We start from the raw sequence: 22,149 nt of genomic DNA on the forward strand, positions 1-22,149 counted from the left end.
ACCTATTCCTAGAGGAGAATGCTATCAAAACCTTTTAAAAAGGAGCATTCGCCATTTTTTAATAGAGTTAACAGACCTTCTGGAGTGTCGAGAAATTGTCTTAGAGAATGAGCAATCCATTTTAGAAATATTTGAAAAAAAGCTCTACAGAGAAGGTATTGATCTTCGCCAAATAAAGTTATACCTGCTCGAAATAAGAAATATGATAATTGCACAAAAAAGTCAGTGGGGAACTTTGAAGACAAAAAAACTCACACTTTCCAGCGATGACCAGGGAGTTTACATTAAGGTTTCAACATTTTTGGCAGAGCTCAATGTTTACCACGATACACCTGTCCCTCCCCTGCGTCTCGAATCAAATATCTTAAAGGATACACCATGACAACAATCACCAATTCATTTTTCTGGAAACTTCCGACCTCTTGGCCAAACACACAAACATTAAGGACTTCAACAACCCTTATCGTGAACATTGCTGCAAAAGCCATTCAATCGTCGCTTTGTTCTGTTGGAGTTCATTTAGCTACAAGTACAATAAATGCGTTAGGAGCATGCTGCATCCGGCCAATCACAATTGGATGTGCTCTTTATGATAAAAGGTATACGAGAGTGGCTCTAGAATTATTGGCATTGGGATCTCTCCTTTCCCCTCCCACCTACGGACAAATCGTTTGCTTAGCTGTGGATCTTATCAGTGAGGCGTTGAATTTTTATGAGAAATCTCAGGAATCTAACAGTCAAGAAATGGTTCCAGTTAAACGACAAGCGACAGAGCTTTTCAGCACTTTTAAATGGAAAGATAAATTAGATCCAAAGAATCCTGTAGAGGCTCTCAAAATTTTAAATATCCCAGAGGAAGAAGCCCATAACATCGATTACATCACGGCACAATATGAAAAGCTAAAAAATAATCACACCAAAAAAATACAAAAAATTTCTTCTGGTGCTTTTGCAGAACTTATTAAAGATATGCTTGAAGAGGTTGAATTAGCCTATAAGACTTTAAATGAGAGTCTACCAGTACAGACAAACCAGTAAGTTTGATTGGTTCCTGGAGTCATCATACGATTTCAGGAACCAGGCCCATCAAGTAGGATTAATTATCTTCCTTAACATAACTACAGACACGCGTTTTCAATTGCACTTCCAAAAAAAATTCAAGATTCAACCTTGCGTTTCGCCACATGAAAAAGTTCAATTTGTGTAGTTCAACTCAAGCCAAAAAATACCATTTCCCAAAAGAACTAGAGAACATTTTTCGTTTAAGTTTAAAAATCCACTCGGTAACATCATGACACCTTAGAAGTCAAGGTAGAGCATGAAAGCGCAAATGCTTACATTTTCCGGTACAGTTCAAAAACTCTACACATTTCTAGCAGAACTTGTGTACTCGTGCTCCCCTCTTACATCCTGAACCTGTTACCCATAGGTCACATATGGCAGTCACCAGTTCTTCTTTCTGGGAAATTCCCACAAATTGGCCAAATGCACAAACTTTTAGAACTTCGACAACACTTATTGTGAATATTGCAGCAAAAGTTATTAAACAATCGTTTTCTTCTGCAGAAGTACATATAGCCACTGCCATGATAAATGTTTTGGCACCCTGTAGTCTTCGTCCTATCACAATAGCCTGTGCACGACACGACAAAAGATATGCTAAAATAGTTTTAGAATTGCTTGCATTGGGAGCCCTATTTTCAAAGTATGGGCAAGTGATTTGTTTTGCCGTTGATCTAATTCAGTTGATTATGAATCATTGTGAAAAAACCTCAAGCATTCGACAATAGAGAAGCCTCTAACACATTTATTGAACCGCAGGAGTCTAAAGAGACCGTTTCTTCCAATGAAAAAAAGAGATGATCCAAACCCCCTTGACAGAGTACTCGAAAATTTAATTGTCCCATTTATGGGAAGCGTCAAGAAACAATCATATGTAAACTACATGGAAATTTCAGCCAAGCTCTTTTAAAGCACTTATTAAAAAAATGATTGCTGGGGATTAAATTTCTTATAATATGCTTAAAAAGAATCTAGCTCAGGTAAATGGGTAAAACATATTATCTAAATACACCTAAATATATCTTCAAAAGCGTAAAAAAGCATAAGCTATGCGATGGAAGTGATTTTTAAAATCATATGCAAGTAATCTTAAGAATCACTTCAACAAAAAGTTTTAAGGGCGCAATAAATTAGAACCCATCATCACGTCAAACGCAGCTTTTATTAAATTGTATAAAATTACTCAACTTCTTTTTAGCTCCATTGAAAACTTTTCGAAACAAAGAAACCAAAAAATTTGAACGCCGATTTGGGCGATGTGTAAAATCTGTCGTTTTAGCATGAAACCACGCACGCCGGCTTTTGCTCATAGTCATATCCATAACTTGCAATTTCTCTCTTGCCCATGTCGCTGTATTATGACATCCTCGACTTTCTATGGAGTATTTTCCAAATACCGAGTACTTGAAAGGCTTTGTCGTGTCTTTTTCGACATCAGCAAGCCTTGCCTTGACTTGTGCACTTGATTTAACCCATGTTCCACTTTTTTCTTGGTATTTTAAATCTTTCTGAGGAATACACTGAGTCTCTATTTCAAGTGTTCCATAAAAAGTTTCTACATAGAAAACAATCACGAAATGTTTTCCTTTTTTTGCATATTTTTGAATTGTCCCATCACTTATTCCCTCAATCACTAATTTGGCAGGCCTGTAATTTGAGCAGCATAAGCATTTTGGATGTGCAACAATAAATGTCACAGCCCAATTTGATTTATCCACATATTTTTGATTATCTAAAACAGACTGGACTCTCTTAGGATAGAACTTCCTTCTTTTGCTCTCGAAGTTTTCCTATCTCTTTCTTGAGTTAATTTAAGCATTGTTTTCTCATCAAAAAAATAGTAGCCGGTGGTCCTTGAACATATGAAGTCATTTATCCTCCAAAAGGGTTGTTTAATAAAAATAAAGATTGAGCGAAAAATCATACGATTTTCAAATTGAATCAAAGAAAAATAATTAGACAGATCAAAATTCAATTAAATAATTTTACTTGAACTGGTTTTAAATTTTTAATTTCAATTACTTAGGGAAGTAAGGCCAATGTATCATAAATTTAAAAACAAATCTTCTCTTCAAATTATTGACAATTTTATGATTAGATCAAGAAGATGGTTGAATACCATCCCCTAAAAACGTGTAATAATGCTCGCAACTAGACCTGCGCAAGCAATGAGAGGAATTGTAACTTTAATGATTTCCCAAGAATATGTCCGGGTTCCTTTAAAACGAACCCAATTTCGATTTAACTCCATGACAGAAAACATCACAAGGCCGGTTATAATGCTACTGAAAATAGAGTTAGTGCGTTGCAGAATGGCCTGTCCTGTCAAAGCTAGAGGTACAATAGGGCTTGACATAATGGCTAAATCATTTTTAAAGGACTTTTCGTCACTAGGAGAACCATTTTTACTTGGTTTTTTCTTTTGATAGCACCGACTGTATAAACGTCTCATTCCACACCAAGCTGCAGAGAAAACTGCGGCTTTCAAGACGAGCACAGGCTGCTGAGCAATCACCTTAAGCCCAACAGCATTCACAATGCAAGCTGACATAAAAGCAACAAAACCTAAAGGATTAAATATCCATTCGATTTTTTTAAATGCAGGTGCCGAAGTTTTACTAACCATGCCAACATTAAGCAATACAATGCTAGCCACACACCCAATTGCGTAAAGTGTCGCATCGTCTTCTTGATTCAATTCCCTGACTTTGCACAAAAGCAAATTGCCAAAGCTAAATCCCAAAAGCGATAAGTCAAATGTCGTCAATCGCGATTCCGTGCTTTCAATCATAAAGTCCTCAATAAAAATTGCGATTCTCTTTTGCCATTTCAAGTAAGAGTTCGCAAGGAGAAAAACGCGCCCCCTCTTTTTGCTCAAATTCTTTGAGTCGATCCACCACGGTTTGAATTCCACGTGAATCAGCATAACGAAGTAATCCCCCTCTAAACGGCGGAAAACCTGTTCCCAAAATGAGAGCCATGTCAATGTCTGAGGGCTTTTGCACAATCTTTTCGGTCAAGCATCGTGCCGCTTCGTTGATCATTAAAAAGATGGAACGATCAACCATTTCTTCGGATGAAAGCTCTTCTTTTGGTTGTCCGATGACTTCAACGATTTTCTGAACTTCCGGATTAACTGTTGGCTTTTTGCTATCATAAAGATAAAAGCCCTTTTCTGTTTTTTTCCCGAAAAGCCCTTTTTGATTCATTCTTTCAATAAGTTCTGGAACTTGCATCCGCTTACCATAGGTCTCTTCAAATATATGAGAAACTTTGCAAGATACATCATTTCCAACTTCATCTGACAGATGAAAAGGCCCCATGGGCATTCCAAAGTCAAGCATAGTTTTTTCAATTTTTTCTATTGAATTGCCTTTTTCAAGAAAACGCACGATCTCATTAGCTCCCATAACAAAAATGCGGTTCACGAGAAATCCTTGACAATCACCCACCACAATAGGTGTCCGACCTAACCGACGGCATGTTTCCACAGCTGTTGCGATGGCTTCATCAGATGTTTGGGTCCCCTTGACAACCTCTACAAGAGGCATCCGATTGGGTGGATTGAAAAAGTGCATCCCCACAAATCGTTCAGGATGCTTCATCACGGATGCCATTTGCGCAATAGTTAATGAAGAGGTATTAGAGGCGATGATGGCATCTGGCCGTAGCTGACTTTCCAATTCATTAAGTAAAGTATGTTTAAGTTCCAAATTTTCCGTAGCCGCCTCCACGACAAGATCAAGCTGTTTAAAGCCCGTGTAATCGATAGTGCCACTGGCTTGTTGAAACTTTAAGATGGCCTGATCTTTATCGAGTTTTTTCAGCTCGATCATCTTTTTGAACAGGCTGTATACATGGCTGTAGCCCTTCGCGACAGCTTCCCAGTTAATATCCTTAAACCGCACAGGGATGTCATGATAGCTAAACAAAAAGATTAAACCTCCACCCATCGTTCCCGCGCCTAAAACACCTGCAGATTTCACGGGTCTAGGAGTTGCTTGGATAGAAATGCCCGCATCTTTTTTAAGGGATTCATTTTGGAAAAACACCTTAACCAAATTTTTGGCATTCATAAATTTGGTGGGAATATTTTCTACGAAATTTTTCTGCTCGATTTCCAACCCTTCATTGAGAGGAAGCGTGTAAGTTTGCTTGATTGTCTCGAGAGCAACAAGGGGTGCGGGGTAAAATCCATGCGTTTTGTCTAGGACCTGCTTTTTAGCTTGATAAAAGATAAGAGCTCTTCCTGCCGGATTTTTTTCTAACAGAAAATTTTGGATGCCACTTTGTTTTCGACGGTTCAAAACTTTTTGCGCAAACTCCGGTTTTAAAATATTTCGAGCAAATTCCAGACTTTTTTCAGGAAAAAACTCCCAAGCAGCGACAGAATCAGCGAGCTTCATTTTGTACGCTTTTACACCATTCACCGTCTTCCCATTTAAAATCATTCCTAAAGCAGATGAAAGCCCAATTAAACGTGGTAAACGCTGCGTTCCTCCCCATCCAGGCATGATCCCCAGTTGAGTCTCTGGAAGGCCTAATGCTGTTTTCGGATGATCAGAAACGATTCGATATTTACATGCAAGTGCGAGTTCTAAGCCACCTCCTAAACAGGCCCCATCAATGGCGGCAATGGTTGGAAAAGGCAATTCTGAAAGCTTTTTATAAACACGGTGACCTAAAGCCAAAATTTTTTCCCCTTGGGAAGGATCCTGAAAAACGGGCTCAAGTTTTTTAAGGTCAACTCCCGCTACAAACTGATGCTCTTTGCCACTTGTAATGAGGAGTAACTTGACACCTGAACTGGGATCAAGCTGCTCGATTAAATTTTCGAGCTCTTCAAGAACTGGCGGTGACAAAACATTCACTTTTTCATGTGGAAGATTAAAAACGAGTTGGCCAATGCCTCCTGGCAGGAGTGAAAATGTAAAAGCAGTTTCCATTTTATTGAACCTCTAAGCTAACAGCTTCACCTTGACCACCCCCAATACACAGGGCAGCAAGTCCGCTATTTTTCTTGCGTCTTTTTAATTCTTTTAACAAAGTCAATATTAAACGTGCTCCTGAGGCACCCAGTGGATGGCCTAGAGCAATGGCGCCCCCATTGACATTCAATTTATTTCGATCTATTTCTCCGATGACAGTCTCTTCTCCTAACTCTTTTTTTACAAATTCTGGAGAATTGAGAGCTCTTTCAACTGCAATTACCTGCCCGGCAAAAGCTTCATTGATTTCAATTAAATCAAAATCTTGCAACTTTTTCCCTGTTTTTTTCAAAAGTTTTGCAATGGAATAAGCAGGCCCAAGCCCCATGCGACTTGGATCAAGGCCTGCGTAAGCATACTCGACCAAGTAGCCAATCGGTTGCAAGCCTAATTCTTTGGCTTTAGATTCTGACATCACTAAAAGGGCTACAGCGCCATCCGTTATTTGGCTCGAGTTTCCTGCTGTAACTGTACCGGTTAATGAGTCAAAAGCAGGCTTAAGCTTGGCTAAACCTTCTAAGCTTGTGCCTTCACGAGGGCCATCATCAACCAATTGCATCCGATCGAAAAAAGGAGGATAAGGAATCGGGATGATTTCTTCCGCCAGCTTCTCCCGAGCAGCGAGAGCTCTTTGCTGGCTCATCAGTGCAAAGGCATCTTGCTCTTCTCGGGTAATTTTAAATTGGCGAACTAAGATTTCAGCCGTTTGCCCCATCGAAAGACTGCAAAGGGGATCTGCAAGTTTGGGCATTTGGGGAGTTAACAGCGAAGGACGAAAACTGAGCAACGCTCGAAGACGTTGTTTCCATGTTTTGGCTTTATTGAAAGTAAGCAAAAATTCCCGCATACGGTTAGGAAATAACACAGGAAAATGGCTCATCGATTCTGTACCGCCGGTTATAATGATGGAGGCTTCGCCAGCTTCGATTTTATTTGCTGCGGTTACAACGGCTTCCATTCCTGAGGCACAGTTTCTATTCACAGTGTAAGCAGGAGTTTTAACGGATAATCCGGCCTTGACGGCGACAACACGCGCAACATTACCGGCATGAGGAGGTTCAATCACATTCCCAAAGATCAGTTCATCAATTTTATCTTTTGGAATAGGCATCCTAGCCAACAATTCACGAACAGCAAAAGCACCTAAATCATCTGCCTCCAGATGTCTCAGGACCTCATTTGCTTTGCAAAAGGGGGTCCTAATTCCTTCAATAATGGCAAGTCTTTCCTTCATACCAACTCCTCGAAATACATGCTATTGATCAGATCTTCATATTTTTTCTCTATAACCTCTCGGCGTAGTTTCATGGTAGGAGTAAGTTCGCCCCCTTCTATCGATGGGTGTTCCGCAACGACTCGAAAATCATGAAGTTCTTCCCAATGGTTTAAATGTTTATTAATAGAAACCAAGAGCTTATGCATATGCTGCTTGATTTCTGGTCCCTGTAAAAATTCTTCCATAGGGATCTGCTCTTTGTTTAATTTTTTTTGTATTTTTTTTACGGCTTCAAAGTCAGGAAAAATAAGACATGTTGCATATTTCCTCGAATCCGCAATGATAATGGCCATATCAACCAAACGATCTTTGGCGAGAGCTTGTTCAATGGGAACGGGTGAGATGTATTCGCCTTTTGTGGTCTTGAAAAGTTCTTTTAATCGGCCTAAAATTGTAATAAAGCCTTCTTCGTCAATTTGTGCACGATCTCCTGTCCGCAACCAGCCATCTTCTGTGAAAGCATTTTGTGTAGCTTCAGGGCTTTTGTAATACCCTTTCATGACCAATCCCCCTTTGACTAAAAGCTCACCTTCTGGAGTGAGCGAAACAGTCATGCCTTCAAAGGGAAGACCAATTGTTCCTACTTTGATTCGATTAAAGCGATTGCAAGAGACGGTGGCGGCCTCGGTTAATCCATACCCCTCATAAACAGGAAAGCCAATGGCCAGAAAAAAATGGTAAACATCGGGATTCAGATGCGCACCTCCCGAAATGATGAGGCGAAGTCGATTGCCAAAAGCTTCTCGTAAGCGAGAATATACCAATGTATCTGCTATCGGATGAAAGATCTGCCTCCAAAATGAAGACTCTTTTTGAGCAGCTAATCTCAAAGCCCACCTTCCTATCAAGCGCGTCATAAAATTTCCTGCATTCACTTTTGCCCACATATTCGCTTGAATCTTTTCTAAGATACGGGGGACTAAAATCATCAGAGATGGCTTTACCTGCTGAGCCGCTTCTCCCAATTTCTTGACATCTGCTAAATAGTACACGCTAATCCCCCAAGCAACCATAATGAGATTTAACGCACGCGCAAAAATATGGGCTAACGGCAATACACTTAAATATCGGTCGGTTTTAGGATTCCAGTGAAAAGGATCTATGTGCAATAAACTCACTAAACTTGTTTGGGTGAGCTCGACGCCTTTCGGTAAGCCTGTGCTTCCACTCGTAAAAATAATCGTCGCGACATCTTTTTCTGTCATTTTGGATAGCAAAGACGGATATAAATCGGGATCCTTTGCATCAATTTCTTTTCCAATTCGATAGGCTTCGGAAAGCGTTAAAGCGTTGGGCTTTTCATCGAAAGCAATGATTTGTTTGAAATGTCCTTGGTGAGCATGCAACATTTTCCATTGCTCTTCGCCTGAAATGAATAAAACCTTGATTTCAGCCTGATCGACTTCATATTCAAAATTTTCATGAGAGATATTCGCAAAAAGGGGCACCGAAATTCCGCCAGCAAGCAAAATGGCAAAATCGGCGATGGTCCAAAAAGCCGAGCAGGGTGCCATAATTCCGATGCGCTCCCCCCTATTAAATTGTAAGGTATTGAGATAGAGTGTCAGATATTTTACCGAAGTAACAAAATCTGAAGATGAAAAAGCTTTCCATTGCTCATTTTCCAAATGGTTTAAAGCCTTTGGATTTTTTTGCTCTGCGATGTAGTGAATGACATCAACTAATGTTTTAAAGGGTTTCATTTTTGGACCCTTGTGTTAAGCCTTTCTTCTCTTCTTTTATTATACCTTACGAAATAATATAATTTATATTTTCCTTACAAACAAATTAGTGTATTTATTTTTTATTCATAAACAAAAAAAGTTCTTCATTAAATGATCCATTTTTGTCTTGAAAGATTTCTTTTTGGACTAAATGTGTTGCACAGGAGGGCGTTGTTTGTTACACTTTTGGAGTTCATTTAATCTAAAAAAAATTAGCACAATAAGGTTTTGTGGAATGTGGGGTAAGCTTGAATTTGAAAAAGTATCTAAAAAATATGGGGATGTAGTTGCGCTTGACAACGTTTCATTCACGGTTGAAAGCGGGAATTTCTTTTCTCTTTTAGGCCCAAGTGGTTGTGGGAAAACAACGCTTTTACGTTTGGTAGCGGGTTTTGAGCTTCCGGACTCAGGCCGCATTCTTTTAGATGGACAAGATATCACACGACTTCCTCCATATAAGCGACCGGTTAATACCGTTTTTCAAAATTATGCGTTATTTCCGCACCTGAGTCTCTGGGAAAATATAGCTTTTGGCCTGCGTGTCGCTAAACGCCCTGCTAACGAGATTCAGCATGAAGTGGAGCGGATGTTAAAATTAATCCAACTGGAAGAACAGGCCCATAAAAGGCCCGATCAAATCAGTGGAGGCCAAAAACAACGAGTCGCCATTGCACGCGCGCTGATTAACAAGCCACGTTTATTATTATTGGATGAGCCTCTTTCTGCTTTAGACCTCAAACTTCGTCAAAAAATGCTCTTTGAAATCGATTTAATTCATGATGAAGTGGGCATCACCTTCCTTTTTGTGACACATGACCAAACTGAAGCGATGGCAGTGAGCGACCGGATTGCAGTGATGCATCAGGGTAAAGTTGAGCAAATTGGAACGCCTGTCGAACTTTATGAAGCCCCTGAAAGTAGCTTTGTCGCAGCCTTTATTGGCGACACCAACTTTTTAGATGGAACCGTCATTCAACACATCAATCGCGATTATTGCCAACTCAAGTTAGAAGGCTTGGCCGACGTCTTGTGCTTTAACGATAAGCATCTCAACATCGGAGATCAAGCGCACTTAAGTGTACGCCCCGAAAAAATTCATATTTCACGTGAGAAACCGCAGCATCATGAACGCCAGAACCTTTTTGAAGGCATGGTAGACGACATCATTTATAAAGGGGATCACACCAATTATTGGGTGCGGACAGGCGATTATCGAATTGCGATTTCATTGCAGCATAACCGTTTTTTATTGGATCAAACGCCCATTACCTGGGGCGAAAAAGTCTGGATCCATTGGCATGCAGATGATGGTTACATGCTAAAAATATGGCATGCTTCTGACGAAAATCTCACTCAACTTCCACCCGAAAAAGTAGGAAGCTCCGAAAATGAAATGGAAGAGGATTTCGAATGAAGTTTTTGAAATCTCGTTTGGGTGAACTTTTAGTCACCCTTCCATCACTCATATGGCTATTCATTTTCTTTTTAGTTCCAACCCTCATTATTTTCGCTTTAGCCTTTAAGCCTTTCGATTTTTATGGAGGCGTAGGCGAAGGCTGGACGCTTGAGACCTTTAAAAGCTTAAATACGGCGAGTTACTATGCGATCGTTTGGCGCACCATTTGGTTAAGCATTTTGACAACAGCTATTTGCTGCCTGCTTGCCCTCCCCATGGGATATTATCTTGCCCGTGCCAATGCACAAGTCAGATATCTTTTATTACTACTCACGATTCTCCCCTTTTGGAGCAGCTTTATTGTGCGGATTTTTGCATGGAAATCGCTGTTACACCCCGAAGGCATGGCCAAGCGGATTCTTTTATTTTTTCATTTGGTATCCGAAGACACTGTTTTGCTTTACAATTCTGGGGCTGTTTTACTGGTCATGGTTTATTCTTATCTTCCTTTTGCCATTTTACCGATCTATGCAGCCGCTTCAAAATTTAATTTTCAGCTCATTGAAGCCGCTCTTGATCTCGGCTTACATCGTTTTCAGGCTTTTCTTAAAGTTTTTATCCCAGGCATCAAAAAAGGATTAGTCACAGCGATTCTAATGGTCTTTATTCCTTCTTTAGGATCTTATGTGATTCCTGACGTAGTGGGAGGACCGAGCAGTGAAATGATTGGGAATAAGATTGTGCAAAAAACGTTTACCGATCGCAATCTTCCTCAAGCTAGTGCTCTTTCCGCTTTGCTAACGATTGCTGTTTTAGTTCCCATGGCATCCATTGCATGGCTGCAAAGACGGGTACAAAAGCGTAAATTCTTTATCAGGAGAGGAAAATGAAACGGAGTCGTGTTCCTCTAATTGCCACCATTTTGGTTTTGTTATTCCTTTATCTTCCCATCGTCATTTTGATGGTTAACTCCTTTAATGAATCACGATTTGGAGGGGTTTGGACTGGGTTTTCTCTTAAGTGGTATGAAAAATTATTTCACGAAAGAGCCATTTGGAATGCGGTCCAAAACTCTTTGATTGTGGGGTTAAGCGCCACGATTATTTCCACAGTAATGGGAACGGCTGCTGCGTTTGGACTCTATCGCTATAAGTCTCGCATTCAACAAATTCAATACGCCCTTATTTATTCCCCCCTAGTCATTCCCGACATCCTGATGGGAATGAGCTTACTCCTCTTTTTTGTGATGAGCAAAATTCCATTGAGCTTATTCACCATTTTTGTTGCCCATACAACTTTCTGTATTAGCTATGTGACGATGGTTGTGTGGTCAAAATTGCAAAATTTTGACTTTGCTGTGATCGAAGCCGCTCAAGACTTAGGGGCTGGCTGGGGAACCATTGCACGTCGAATTCTCGCTCCTTTACTTGCTCCAGGAATTATTTCAGGAGCTCTGTTAGCATTCACAATGTCTCTCGATGACTACATTGTGAGCTCTTTTGTGGCAGGACCAGGGTCCACAACACTTCCGATTTATGTCTATGGGATGATTAAATTCGGATCAACTCCTCTTATTAATGCGCTTTCCACTATTCTACTTGTTGTGACATTTGCCCTCGCCTGGATTACCCAGCATTTAACCAAAGGAGAAACGATATGAGAAATTATATGCTTTACGCAATAACAGGTTTATTGCTTTTGCTGACAGCCTGCAATTCCAACCGAAAAGAGCTGCACGTTTACTGCTGGTCCGACTATATCAAGCCGGGGATCATCGAAGAGTTCGAACATACATTTAATTGCAAAGTTGTCTTAGATACCTTTGAGTCTAATGAAGCGATGTATGCCAAATTGAAAGCCGGGGCTACAGGATACGATATCATTTTTCCAAGTAGCTACTATGTGGAAATGATGCATAAGCAAGGGCTGCTCCAAAAAATTGATCCTTCGCTAATTCCCAATCTGAAATATGTCGATTTAAACTTCCCAATTCCAGGTGGAGCACAAGCTCTTGAACTAGCAGTGCCTTACATGGTGAGTTATACAGGTATCGGATATAGAATTGATAAAGTTCAGCGCGTCTCCCCTACGTGGGAAATTTTTGCACGGCGGGATCTGAAAGGTCGCATGACCATGTTAAATGATGTACGAGAAGCTTTGGGTGCGGCACTCAAAAGTCTCGGCTATAGTTTAAATTCGACGGATGACTTTCAAATTGCACAAGCAGCTTCCACCCTCATTAACTGGAAACGTAACCTAGCCAAATTTGACAGTGAGCAATACAAAAATGGAATTGCGAGCGCTGAATACCTAGTCGTACAAGGTTACAGTGGGGATCTGATCCAAGTTATGCAAGAAGATGCAAATATTGGCATTTTATACCCTCAAGAGGGAACGGCTATATCGATTGATGAAATTATTATTCCCAAACATGCGCCAGAAGTGCAACTTGCACATGCCTTCATTAACTTTCTTCTAGAGCCCAAAAGAGCGGCAGAAAATATGGAATTTGTTTTCTTTATTTCTCCAAATACTGCTGCAGCCCAATACCTTAGTCCAAAAGTCAGAAATAATCCAGCCCTGAATCTTCCAAATGAAATTTTGCAAAGATCAGAGGTCATCCATGATTTGTCGGAAAACAATATCCGCTATATCAGTGCATGGGAAACAGTGAAAGAAGCCCTATAATTCGATAAAGAATGGTTCATTTTAAAAGATGAACCGTTCCTTCTTCTTTTTTTGTGTAAAATGAATCATATTTCAATTACATAATAGACTTAATTAAGCTCCTGCTCAAAAAGGTCGGTTATGGCAAAGCTCCCCTCCACATTCCCCAAATTCATCCGCCATTTTCTCGCAAAGCAACCGCTTAAAATTGTTGGTTTAATTCTAGTTGCCTGCTACTGGGCAGCCAGTTTTTCTTTAAGCCCCTATGCTCTCAAAGTGATTATTGACCGTGTGAATGATACTTCAACAAACCCAACACAACTTTTTAATGCCTTACTATTTCCCGCTATTTTCTATGTTGGACTTGGACTAAGCATCGGAATCGTCTTTCGTTTTAATGATTGGCTAATCTTAAAAATGATCCCTCAGATGAAAGCCCAAATTACTCAGGAGATGTTTGATTATGTTGAAAAACATTCTTATGAATATTTTCAACATCATTTTTCAGGTAGCTTGACGAATAAGATTAATGACATGGCTAAGAGTATGACAACTCTGATCACCAATTCAATCCAATATGCAGCTCATCTGCTTTCGCTAGTGACGGGATCCATTACACTCTATTTTATCAATCCTTACTTTTCTTATATTTTAATTACTTGGGGCGTTCTCTTTATCTCCATTTCCTTACTTCTCGCCAGAAAATCTCAAGAATACGCAGAGACTTTTTCATATGCACGAAGCTCTATCACAGGTAAAATTGTCGATAGCCTGTCAAATATTTTAAATATTAAATTATTTGCACATGAAAAATATGAAAGCCGTTATCTACAGGAAGCTCTAAAAGATACTGTCACGAAAGACCAGAACCTTCAATGGTATCTGCTGAAAGTCAAATGTTTCTATACGCTCTCAATTACCTGTTTAGTGGGTTGCATGACTTGGCTATTGATTTATGAGCGTTCCAAAAACAACGTTACAGTCGGTGACTTTGCCCTGGTTTTAACTTTAACTATGTGGATTATCGAAGGTTTTTTCTTCCTGGCAAACAATATTTCTGAATTTTCTGAAGACATTGGCACGTGCACACAATCTTTATCGATTATTTCTCCTCCACATGGTCTTGTCGACAAATTCGATGCCCCTCTCCTACATGTCACGAAAGGTGAAATTCGTTTCAACAAAGTGCACTTTCACTATAAAAAAAGACCTCCCATTTTCATGAACAAATCGGTGACCATTCGGGCTGGGGAAAAAGTTGGACTCGTAGGGTTCTCGGGAAGTGGTAAAAGCTCTTTTGTCAATTTGATCTTGCGCTTTTTTGATATTCAATCCGGACAAATTCTGATCGATGATCAGAACATAGCGGATGTCACGCAAGAGTCTCTGCGCAGTCAAGTTTCCATGATTCCACAAGACCCCATTCTTTTTCATCGAACTCTTATGGAAAACATTCGATATGGCCGTTTGGACGCGACAGATGAACAAGTGATTACCTGCTCGATCCAGGCGAATTGCCATGAATTCATCGATAAATTGCCTCAACAATACAATACGCTTGTCGGAGAGCGAGGCATCAAACTTTCAGGGGGGCAAAGACAACGGATTGCCATCGCACGTGCATTATTAAAAAATGCCCCGATTCTCATCTTAGATGAAGCGACTTCTTCTTTAGACTCTGTAACAGAACATTACATTCAAGAAAGCCTTCTTCTCTTGATGCAAAAAAGAACGACGATCGTGATCGCCCATCGCCTGTCAACGCTCTTTCATATGGATCGGATTCTTGTCTTCAGTCATGGCAAAATTATTGAACAAGGCACTCATATTGAATTACTTAAACTAAACGGCCAATATGCCACGTTATGGAACATGCAAGCTGGCGGTTTTTTGCGAAACACTTAGAGCGATGTATAATAACCTCAGCATTAAGTTATAATAAACAATGTAAAAGAGATTTTTAAATTCGCCCTTACCAAATGTAAGCACAGTTCACAAAGATATATCTAAATTAAAAAATGATATTGAACATGCTAAAGCGAGCTTTTCACTAAAAAGAGGAAGAAAGTTTTCTGTCGGAGATAATCAAAATATCACGATGAATACACTCATTAATAAAGTTCGTGTCCTATCAAAAAATCTTAGATAAATCCCATTAAATAATAAGCATAAAAATTTTGATTCTCTGAAAGAGAATCGGGCAAGTTTACTGAAAGTGACGTAGACCGAGCAACAAAAAAACTTTACTTTATATGCCATCCCGATAAAGTAAAGGATCAGATTGCAGTTGGAGAAGCTGTTTTTCAAGAGATCCCAAATATCAGGGAAGACGCAAAAAAAACTCGCAACTAAAGAAGGGGCGTGAATACCGATAAAGTTGTGAATAGAGAAGCCAGAAAAAATAAACACTGGAAAAACTTGAATTCATAGATAATATAATAGAAATTATACTCTGTACACCTTCCAAATGTTAATAAATCACAAAAAGATGTCACGAATGCAAAAACTGAAGAAATGAGAATAATGAGCGGAAGGTTAATGTTTTGAAAGTTTAAAAGACAGCAAGGATAACTTAACATATGAAAATCGTGGATTACCCAGCGAATTAACTAAGATTAAAGAAATTATAGAAAGTGGGTTGCAGATTTGCAAATAGCTAAAAACAAATAGATGAGAAAATTAAACACTCGCAAATGACTAAAAAAATTAAACCTAAGAATAATTTAAAGTTTTTACTGATTTTAAAAGACATTAAAACAAATTCCTTGTAAGAAAAGAGTTAAATTAAATAACACTCCGCAGGTTCTTATAGTGGGATTATTCAAAATTATATACTTCTTTACCCTTTTATTCTTTTTAAAATCTCCACTATTCAGCACTGAATCCCATATAAAACAAAAATCTTTTCATATTCAATTAGTTGAAAAAGCTGTTCTGCAATATCAACAAAAAAACAACATCCCTGGAATTGCAGTTGTTCTTTATTATCAAGGAAAACCCTACTTCCTTCCTTTTGGAAGCGCAAATCTGCGTTCAAAAAAACCAATTACAGAAAATACAATCTTTGAATTAGGCTCTATTACAAAATCTTTCACTGCTATTTTGTTAGCCATAGAAGTCTTAGATGGAAAAATTAAACTTTCGGATCCTGTGGCAAGATATTTGCCAGGATTGCGTGAATTCACGGGTCCTTTTTCAAAAGTGACTTTTCAACATCTCGCTACACATACCTCTGGTTTTATGCGTGTTATACCAGAAAAAGATCGTAAAACCTATGCAGATATCGTGAAATATCTACGCAATTGGCATCCGACAAATAGCCCTGGAACTCATTATGAGTATTCAAATTTTGGTTTTGGAATTTTAGGACTAGCCTTGGAGAACGTATTTCAAAAAAACTATTTTAATCTCCTGTCAATAAATCTTTTAAATCCACTACAAATGAACCACACTTTTTTAGTAGTTCCGCAACAATGGCAGGCTGATTACGCTCAAGGATATGATAAGAATGGCAATCCAGCAGAAAAATGGCCTATTACACTTATGCAAGCGGCTGGGGCCTTGCGATCGAGTGCAGCTGACATGCGAAAATTTTTGGCCGCCTGCCTAAATCTGCCTGGAACACCCAGCAAAATCGCAGAAGCGATTTATCTCACAGAAACAGGAAATTTCAAAATGGGTGCCAATAAGACTCAAGTGATGTCTTGGATGAAGACAGACTTCGGTTCCTATTCCCTTTACACGAAAAACGGGGGGGTGACAGGCTTTGCAACGTTCATGGGTTTTATTCCCGAACTTCAAATTGGTCTGGTCATTATGGCCAACAAAAATGTGAGCAATACCCTACTTGGGCAATATATTTTGCAACAATTAGGCAGCTCGCTCGCCTATCAAAAGTTTGGAAATTAAACAAACAAAAAAAATATTAAAAATAAAATTCCCCTTCCAAACGGGCCCGAGAAGGCTTTTTTTAAATTTTTTTATTTTTTTTCACTTTTTATGCTTGTGAATTATAAATTATTTTGATAAAAGCTCACTCAGGTTCACAAACTTATCTTGTGAGGCAATTTATGAAAATTGAGGGAAATTATGAAATTTAAATCAACGATCTATGCAAGTTTTTTGTTTTTGACTATTTTATTCACGTCAACTCAAAGCCTTTCAGCTTTTGATTACGACTTTGGTTGCTGCGATTACGGAACACCTTATGATGAATGCAAATGGAGCGTCAGCATTAACGGTGGTGTATCCCCAACTTGGTTTCAACGTAAAGGCAGAGACCTTTATTTCAACCACTTAGGCCCATTCTTTGAAGTCCCAGAAAGCTTTAAAACACCAAAATTCTGCAAAATTTTTGATCTGCCATGGAATGTAGGCATCGAATTAGGCTACATGTTCTGCGATCGTCTTGAAGTTTTTGCTGATTTTGACTATACACAAGCTTGTGGAAAACGTCATCATCACAGAAGAAGCGATATTTCCGCATCTTCAAGAGAAAGAGTTAGCCAATATCGTGCTTTCGATTTCTACTTAGGAACACGTTATTACCTTTGCCCAATTTTCTGCAGTTTCACACCATTCTTTGGTGGTAAAGTTGGTTTGATCACTCGTGATAAAATCCGTGGATCAACTCGCACAACTGTTACTGGAGGATCTTCAGGCTTTGGTCACAGACATACACGCTTCAAGTCTGATACAACAATTAGCGGTGGACTCCATGCCGGTGTGAATTGGGATCTTTCTTCTTGCCTATCAGTGACTGTAAAAGCAGAAGCTATCTGGTCAGGAGATTGGAGACCAACAAATGCTGATGAAGGCGAAGGAAGCAGCGTAATTAACCCTGCACTGCCAGTTCCTCTTATCATCCATGGCAAAACTGGACCAGTATTATCCGTTCCAGTTACTCTTGGACTTCGTTACGCGTTCTAATTTGATTAGAACAGTTTGATTCTTTCAAGTGAGAAGGGCTTCCCTTCTCACTTTTTTTTTAGTCTCAAAATATTGAGCAACTCGCCCACTTGCCTAACAAGGCTTATATTCCAAGCATGGAATCGAAAGCCCCGTTCTTAAATATTACCTTCTCTAAATAACCTTTCAAAGACTTATTGAAAATAACTACAAGCCATGAGTCCGGCTATCTAAGTTGAAATCTCAAAAATGACGCGATTTTCAAAGAATATCTCAAATATATGGAGAGGCCTCTGTAATCTTCTTGTTTACAATCGGAAACTTCGTTCTAAATAAGGCTTCATTAGGCTTGAGACAAAACTACCCCACAGTATCATTCTGCCGCCAGATTTGCAAATGCGAGAGAAACTTCTTTAAATTTCTCCTCACACTCTTTTCTTCTTATTTCATAATCAGACTCTTTCTCATCAAGCCGCCTCAAATTCCTGTCTGGGTGATATTTCAATGCTAATTGTTTGTATGCTTTTTTTATTTCTTCTTTTGAAGCATTTGGCTGCAACCCTAAAGCAGCAAAACTTTCGTTTTGACTTGGTTGAGTTCCAACAGCAAATCCTTCCCCAAAAAATTGACGGAAGGGATCGGATTCACCAAAAAAACCACTTCCAAACTCTTGCTGAAAAAAATTGTTAAAGAAGAAATTAAATGAATCAAAATACGGTTGTGAACTGCCCCTGGTAGTAGAGTTATCTTTTTGATAAAGATGTGATTCCAAATATTTTCTTTGATTCAGCGAGAGTTGTGCCAAAAGTTCTTCATTCTTCTGTTTCTGATCTTTTGACATTTTCTGCAATTCGTCTTCGGTGTAAGCACATCGCTTCCTTGAGCTATTTTCTAGAACTTTTCCATTCACCTCTCTAAAGGTATAGCTCCAACTAGAATACTTCTCTTTGAAATAATCCACCGAATAAGGAGGAAAAAGCATATTTATCATTTTTTGAGACATGGAGGAGAACTCAAAGCTCTTTATCTGTTCGATCGATATGAGTTTAACTTGATATGCATTGAGTTTCTCGCTGTCCAACACTGCTTGAACTTCTGCTACCTCAAAGTTAGCAAACCGCTTCAGATCAGCCATATTATCATCGAGAGAGGGAAACATACGGTTGATTGTCTCACTGGATAATTTAGATAACTGAACACCTTTCAATTGTTGATCCGTCAGTAGCTGTAACTGATAAGTGGTTGTTATCAATCCTGTGTTTAATGCAGCTTGAACTTCTTCTACCTCAAAGTTTGCAAACCGCTTCAAATCAGGCGTATTATCATCGCGAGAGGGAAACATATGGTCGATTGTCTCAGTGGACAATTTAGATAACCGAACACCTTTCAACTGTTGATCTGTCAGTAGCTGTAACTGATAAGTAGTTGTAAGAATACCTTCTTCAATTGCACTTTGAACATCATCAACATTAAAAGCTTTAAAACAACAAGCATCTTGGCTGGAATCATCTTTGTAACAAAAAATGACATCAACCTGCTCTTTACTTAGTTGTTTTAATTTCAGCTCTTTTACATGCTTATCGGAGAGAAACTTTAGTACACTTCCTGTCATTAACCCCTTATGAATAGCATCGACAACATCTTGTCCATCAAAAAGAGCTAGTCTTTCCTTTGCTTTAGCTTCATCTAAAGCAAAAAATAATGCTTTGTTTTGGGTAGCTTGCATTTCGGAAAGCTTCAGATTCTGAATCTGATCGTTTGTGAAAAAGGTAAAGGCTACAGGTGGAATCTTTTCTTTATATTTATTGATGTCATCGGCACTAATTTGAGTTAGATCTTTTAAAGGAATATCGTGAATATCACTGTAATCGTTAATTGTTTTTTGTTTGGAGCTTTTCCCTTCATTCTTAAACAGTTTTTCTAATCTCTGCCTGATGAAAGAGAATTGATCTGGATTAATAGAGTCTTCTTGAAGATCTCTAACACTTAAAGCATTGAATTTGTCTTCGTTCAGTAAAGCAAATTTCAATTTAGAGTGCTGGAATGGAATAATCACATCTTCAAGAGTAAGAATCTTTAATATTTCTATGTCTGTCCGATCAATGAAGTCATTCAAGCTTATATCAGAAGCTGAAAATTGGGAAAAAGCTTGAATCAAATTAAACCTGTGAAGCAACTTGTTACGCTCTTCTATTGTTTTTCCTTTATAATCTGATAGAGACGTTTTTTTTGCTTCGCTATCAATCATCACACCATATTTTAATACGTGTAATCTATAATAAGACCCAGTCAATTTTGAGCTATTTGCACCTTTGACATTTTCTATAAAGCAGTCATAACAAGTTTTTTGAAATTGGCTTTCTTGAACATGAAAATGCCCGTATCGATCATTAAAAAGTGAGGCCAATCTTCCGTATGATTCCTGAAAATCCCTTGCAACATTAAAAAAATGGACTTTTAGGCATTGTCCTTTATCAAAAAATGCTTTGGGAACTCCTATAAAAATCGCTTTAACAAAGTGATAAATAACCTTAACACCCCCTGACCAAATTGCTGCAGGAAGAGCTGTTATTTTTCGTCCAAACCAACCTTCTGCTGAATACTTTTTGTTAAACTTCTGACGATTGACATCGCCATACCTAAATTGTAAATGTTCCTTGGTATAATCGAAAATCTTCCTATCATTCTTAAATTTTTCATTCTCTCTAATGACCTTAAGATAGGGAGTTTGTTCAAATTTAATACTCATTTATTGCCTATATACGATTTTGTTAAAAAAACAATTTTATTACTTTTACATTAAGATTATATAAATTTATGAGGTGACGAAAACAGATAAAACTTATGAGATTAATAAAAACATGAGAATTTCAACAAAAATGAAGCTTTAAATACGCACGATCAAAATGTTTTGAGGAAACTAGATGTATTCGGGGTTTTCCAGAATTGCGGAAGCTAGCTAGTTTTCGCTTCATAGACAAATCTAGCAAAAGATATAAAAGAGCGCTCGCGAGCTTTATCGATCACCTTCTTTGTAATGTTTTTCATTTTGATTAGGCTTCGAGCTTATCAAGATTTTTGAAATTACCGAGTCTTCAACCTGAAAGAACCGAAAGAAATTTGTCTTTCAAAGAATAAGTTACTCTTGTTTACGATTGCGGAGATCGGCTAAAGCGATCTTTTCGAGAATTTCATCTGCGGGATGACTTAAGAAAACAAGCTAAACTTGAACTCTATTTTTTGAGAGAAGGTTTGATCTTAAATTAAGATGCAAATAGAGCCCTACTTAGTCCAATGGGATATAATAATGGAAAAACAATCCAAAAATACAAAAGTTGAGAAAAAGAGACCGTTTCTGAATTTTCTATTTTCAAACTTAGAAATGAAGGGAAAAAAGGCGATTTCATCACTGTAATAGCGATTGGATAAGCTTATGTGGTGCTCGATCTGATTCAAGAAAGAATCGGAAGAGGAGGGATTCGAACCCCCGGACCCTTTCAGGCCTTCTGTTTTCAAGACAGACGCAATCGGCCGCTCTGCCACTCTTCCGTGAATAAGGCTACTTTATAGCAAATCCCCTAATAATCGATCAAGGGAAACTTCAATTTTAGAAAATCTCTAAAGAAAACTTGCACATTCTGCACACAAGGACTAAGATGATCAAAAAAAATTGAATGCCTTGGAGACCTCTTATGAAACGTTTGTTGACTTTTTGCTTTACCCTTTTTTTTACATTTTCACTCTGCGCTAAAAACTTTTTTTCAACAGATGAAGCCAGCCAAAATGCGGCCGCTTCCCTCACTTATTACCTAGAGCAATTGTGCCTTTCCTTATCGGACGAACAAAATGCCCCATTTGAAAGTGTTTCTTTTTCCGAAGATGATGTGATGGAGCTCTGGCAGACTGTCGAAAGTTTTTGTTGTCGAGAAACCTCCCAAACATATGCACAATCGATTAGCAATGCCTTTCATCATTTTAGGCACATTGATTTTAAGCAACCAAAGGAAGAAATCTTTTTGGATCTTTTTCCCTGCTTTCTTGAAGTTCACAGCCTATGGTTAACGTCTATCAACGAAGATGCGGTTGAAGCCTCTTTAGAAGCATTGACGGATTTAACCGAGGAATCTA

16 protein-coding genes, 1 tRNA gene and 1 pseudogene are annotated in these 22,149 nt (G+C 38.7%); 11 read left to right on the forward strand and 7 right to left on the reverse strand.

Annotation, left to right across the window (positions count from 1 at the left end; translation table 11 throughout):
- From AB7E63_RS10170 to AB7E63_RS10180, 3 genes and pseudogenes are all read left to right on the forward strand, one after another.
- Nucleotides 1–382: pseudogene (locus AB7E63_RS10170) on the forward strand (AAA family ATPase); the annotation flags it as partial.
- The gene (locus AB7E63_RS10175) at nt 379–1,038 is read left to right on the forward strand and encodes a hypothetical protein (protein ID WP_013924560.1); all 660 of its coding nucleotides are present in this window, start codon (nt 379–381) and stop codon (nt 1,036–1,038) included. The pseudogene AB7E63_RS10170 and the gene AB7E63_RS10175, both read left to right, overlap by 4 nt.
- A gap of 398 nt (nt 1,039–1,436) precedes the next feature.
- Nucleotides 1,437–1,790, forward strand: coding sequence for a hypothetical protein (locus AB7E63_RS10180; RefSeq protein ID WP_428419405.1), 354 nt, complete (start codon nt 1,437–1,439; stop codon nt 1,788–1,790).
- A gap of 420 nt (nt 1,791–2,210) precedes the next feature.
- Here the strand turns inward: AB7E63_RS10180 and AB7E63_RS10185 are convergent, their stop codons facing one another.
- The 5 genes from AB7E63_RS10185 to AB7E63_RS10205 all read right to left on the reverse strand — a co-directional run bounded on the left by AB7E63_RS10185 (nt 2,211) and on the right by AB7E63_RS10205 (nt 9,029).
- A complete protein-coding gene (locus tag AB7E63_RS10185) occupies nt 2,211–2,780 on the reverse strand; it encodes a hypothetical protein (RefSeq protein WP_428419407.1) in 570 nt (189 codons plus the stop codon).
- A gap of 407 nt (nt 2,781–3,187) precedes the next feature.
- The gene (locus AB7E63_RS10190) at nt 3,188–3,853 is read right to left on the reverse strand and encodes a hypothetical protein (RefSeq protein WP_284452685.1); all 666 of its coding nucleotides are present in this window, start codon (nt 3,851–3,853) and stop codon (nt 3,188–3,190) included.
- Nucleotides 3,854–3,860: 7 nt separating this feature from the next.
- Nucleotides 3,861–6,008 (reverse strand): 3-hydroxyacyl-CoA dehydrogenase NAD-binding domain-containing protein, encoded by a 2,148-nt coding sequence (locus tag AB7E63_RS10195; protein ID WP_059358826.1) that lies wholly within the window; start codon nt 6,006–6,008, stop codon nt 3,861–3,863.
- Nucleotide 6,009: 1 nt separating this feature from the next.
- The gene (locus tag AB7E63_RS10200; protein WP_006342290.1) at nt 6,010–7,284 is read right to left on the reverse strand and encodes a thiolase family protein; all 1,275 of its coding nucleotides are present in this window, start codon (nt 7,282–7,284) and stop codon (nt 6,010–6,012) included.
- Entirely contained in the window at nt 7,281–9,029 is a 1,749-nt protein-coding gene (locus tag AB7E63_RS10205; protein WP_428419410.1) for an AMP-dependent synthetase/ligase, read from the reverse strand. Before AB7E63_RS10205 ends, AB7E63_RS10200 begins: the two co-directional genes overlap by 4 nt.
- A 256-nt stretch (nt 9,030–9,285) precedes the next feature.
- On the opposite strand from AB7E63_RS10205, the gene AB7E63_RS10210 reads away from it, so the two are divergent.
- The 7 genes from AB7E63_RS10210 to AB7E63_RS10240 all read left to right on the forward strand — a co-directional run bounded on the left by AB7E63_RS10210 (nt 9,286) and on the right by AB7E63_RS10240 (nt 18,042).
- Complete coding sequence (locus AB7E63_RS10210; RefSeq protein ID WP_006342292.1) at nt 9,286–10,464, forward strand: ABC transporter ATP-binding protein; 1,179 nt, start codon at nt 9,286–9,288, stop codon at nt 10,462–10,464.
- Nucleotides 10,461–11,336 (forward strand): ABC transporter permease, encoded by an 876-nt coding sequence (locus AB7E63_RS10215; protein ID WP_006342293.1) that lies wholly within the window; start codon nt 10,461–10,463, stop codon nt 11,334–11,336. The genes AB7E63_RS10210 and AB7E63_RS10215 overlap by 4 nt, the downstream gene beginning before the upstream one ends.
- Complete coding sequence (locus tag AB7E63_RS10220) at nt 11,333–12,106, forward strand: ABC transporter permease (protein WP_006342294.1); 774 nt, start codon at nt 11,333–11,335, stop codon at nt 12,104–12,106. The genes AB7E63_RS10215 and AB7E63_RS10220 overlap by 4 nt, the downstream gene beginning before the upstream one ends.
- The gene (locus AB7E63_RS10225; protein WP_013924553.1) at nt 12,103–13,134 is read left to right on the forward strand and encodes an ABC transporter substrate-binding protein; all 1,032 of its coding nucleotides are present in this window, start codon (nt 12,103–12,105) and stop codon (nt 13,132–13,134) included. Before AB7E63_RS10220 ends, AB7E63_RS10225 begins: the two co-directional genes overlap by 4 nt.
- 120 nt (nt 13,135–13,254) lie before the next feature.
- The gene (locus AB7E63_RS10230) at nt 13,255–15,018 is read left to right on the forward strand and encodes an ABC transporter ATP-binding protein (protein ID WP_428419415.1); all 1,764 of its coding nucleotides are present in this window, start codon (nt 13,255–13,257) and stop codon (nt 15,016–15,018) included.
- Nucleotides 15,019–15,924: 906 nt separating this feature from the next.
- A complete protein-coding gene (locus tag AB7E63_RS10235; protein ID WP_006342297.1) occupies nt 15,925–17,022 on the forward strand; it encodes a serine hydrolase in 1,098 nt (365 codons plus the stop codon).
- 180 nt (nt 17,023–17,202) lie between these two features.
- Nucleotides 17,203–18,042, forward strand: a complete 840-nt coding sequence (locus tag AB7E63_RS10240; RefSeq protein WP_006342298.1) for a hypothetical protein — start codon at nt 17,203–17,205, stop codon at nt 18,040–18,042.
- 352 nt (nt 18,043–18,394) lie between these two features.
- Here the strand turns inward: AB7E63_RS10240 and AB7E63_RS10245 are convergent, their stop codons facing one another.
- Both AB7E63_RS10245 and AB7E63_RS10250 read right to left on the reverse strand, forming a co-directional pair.
- Nucleotides 18,395–20,770, reverse strand: a complete 2,376-nt coding sequence (locus AB7E63_RS10245) for a J domain-containing protein (RefSeq protein ID WP_006342299.1) — start codon at nt 20,768–20,770, stop codon at nt 18,395–18,397.
- A gap of 715 nt (nt 20,771–21,485) precedes the next feature.
- Nucleotides 21,486–21,570 (reverse strand) — tRNA-Ser (locus tag AB7E63_RS10250).
- Nucleotides 21,571–21,713: 143 nt separating this feature from the next.
- Between AB7E63_RS10250 and AB7E63_RS10255 the strand changes: the two genes are divergently transcribed.
- Nucleotides 21,714–22,149, forward strand: a 436-nt coding sequence (locus AB7E63_RS10255; protein WP_428419418.1) for a hypothetical protein, incomplete at its 3' end; no start/stop codon positions are given.

This window comes from Parachlamydia sp., assembly GCF_050255895.1.
GTDB classification, from domain to species: Bacteria; Chlamydiota; Chlamydiia; order Chlamydiales; family Parachlamydiaceae; genus Parachlamydia; species Parachlamydia acanthamoebae.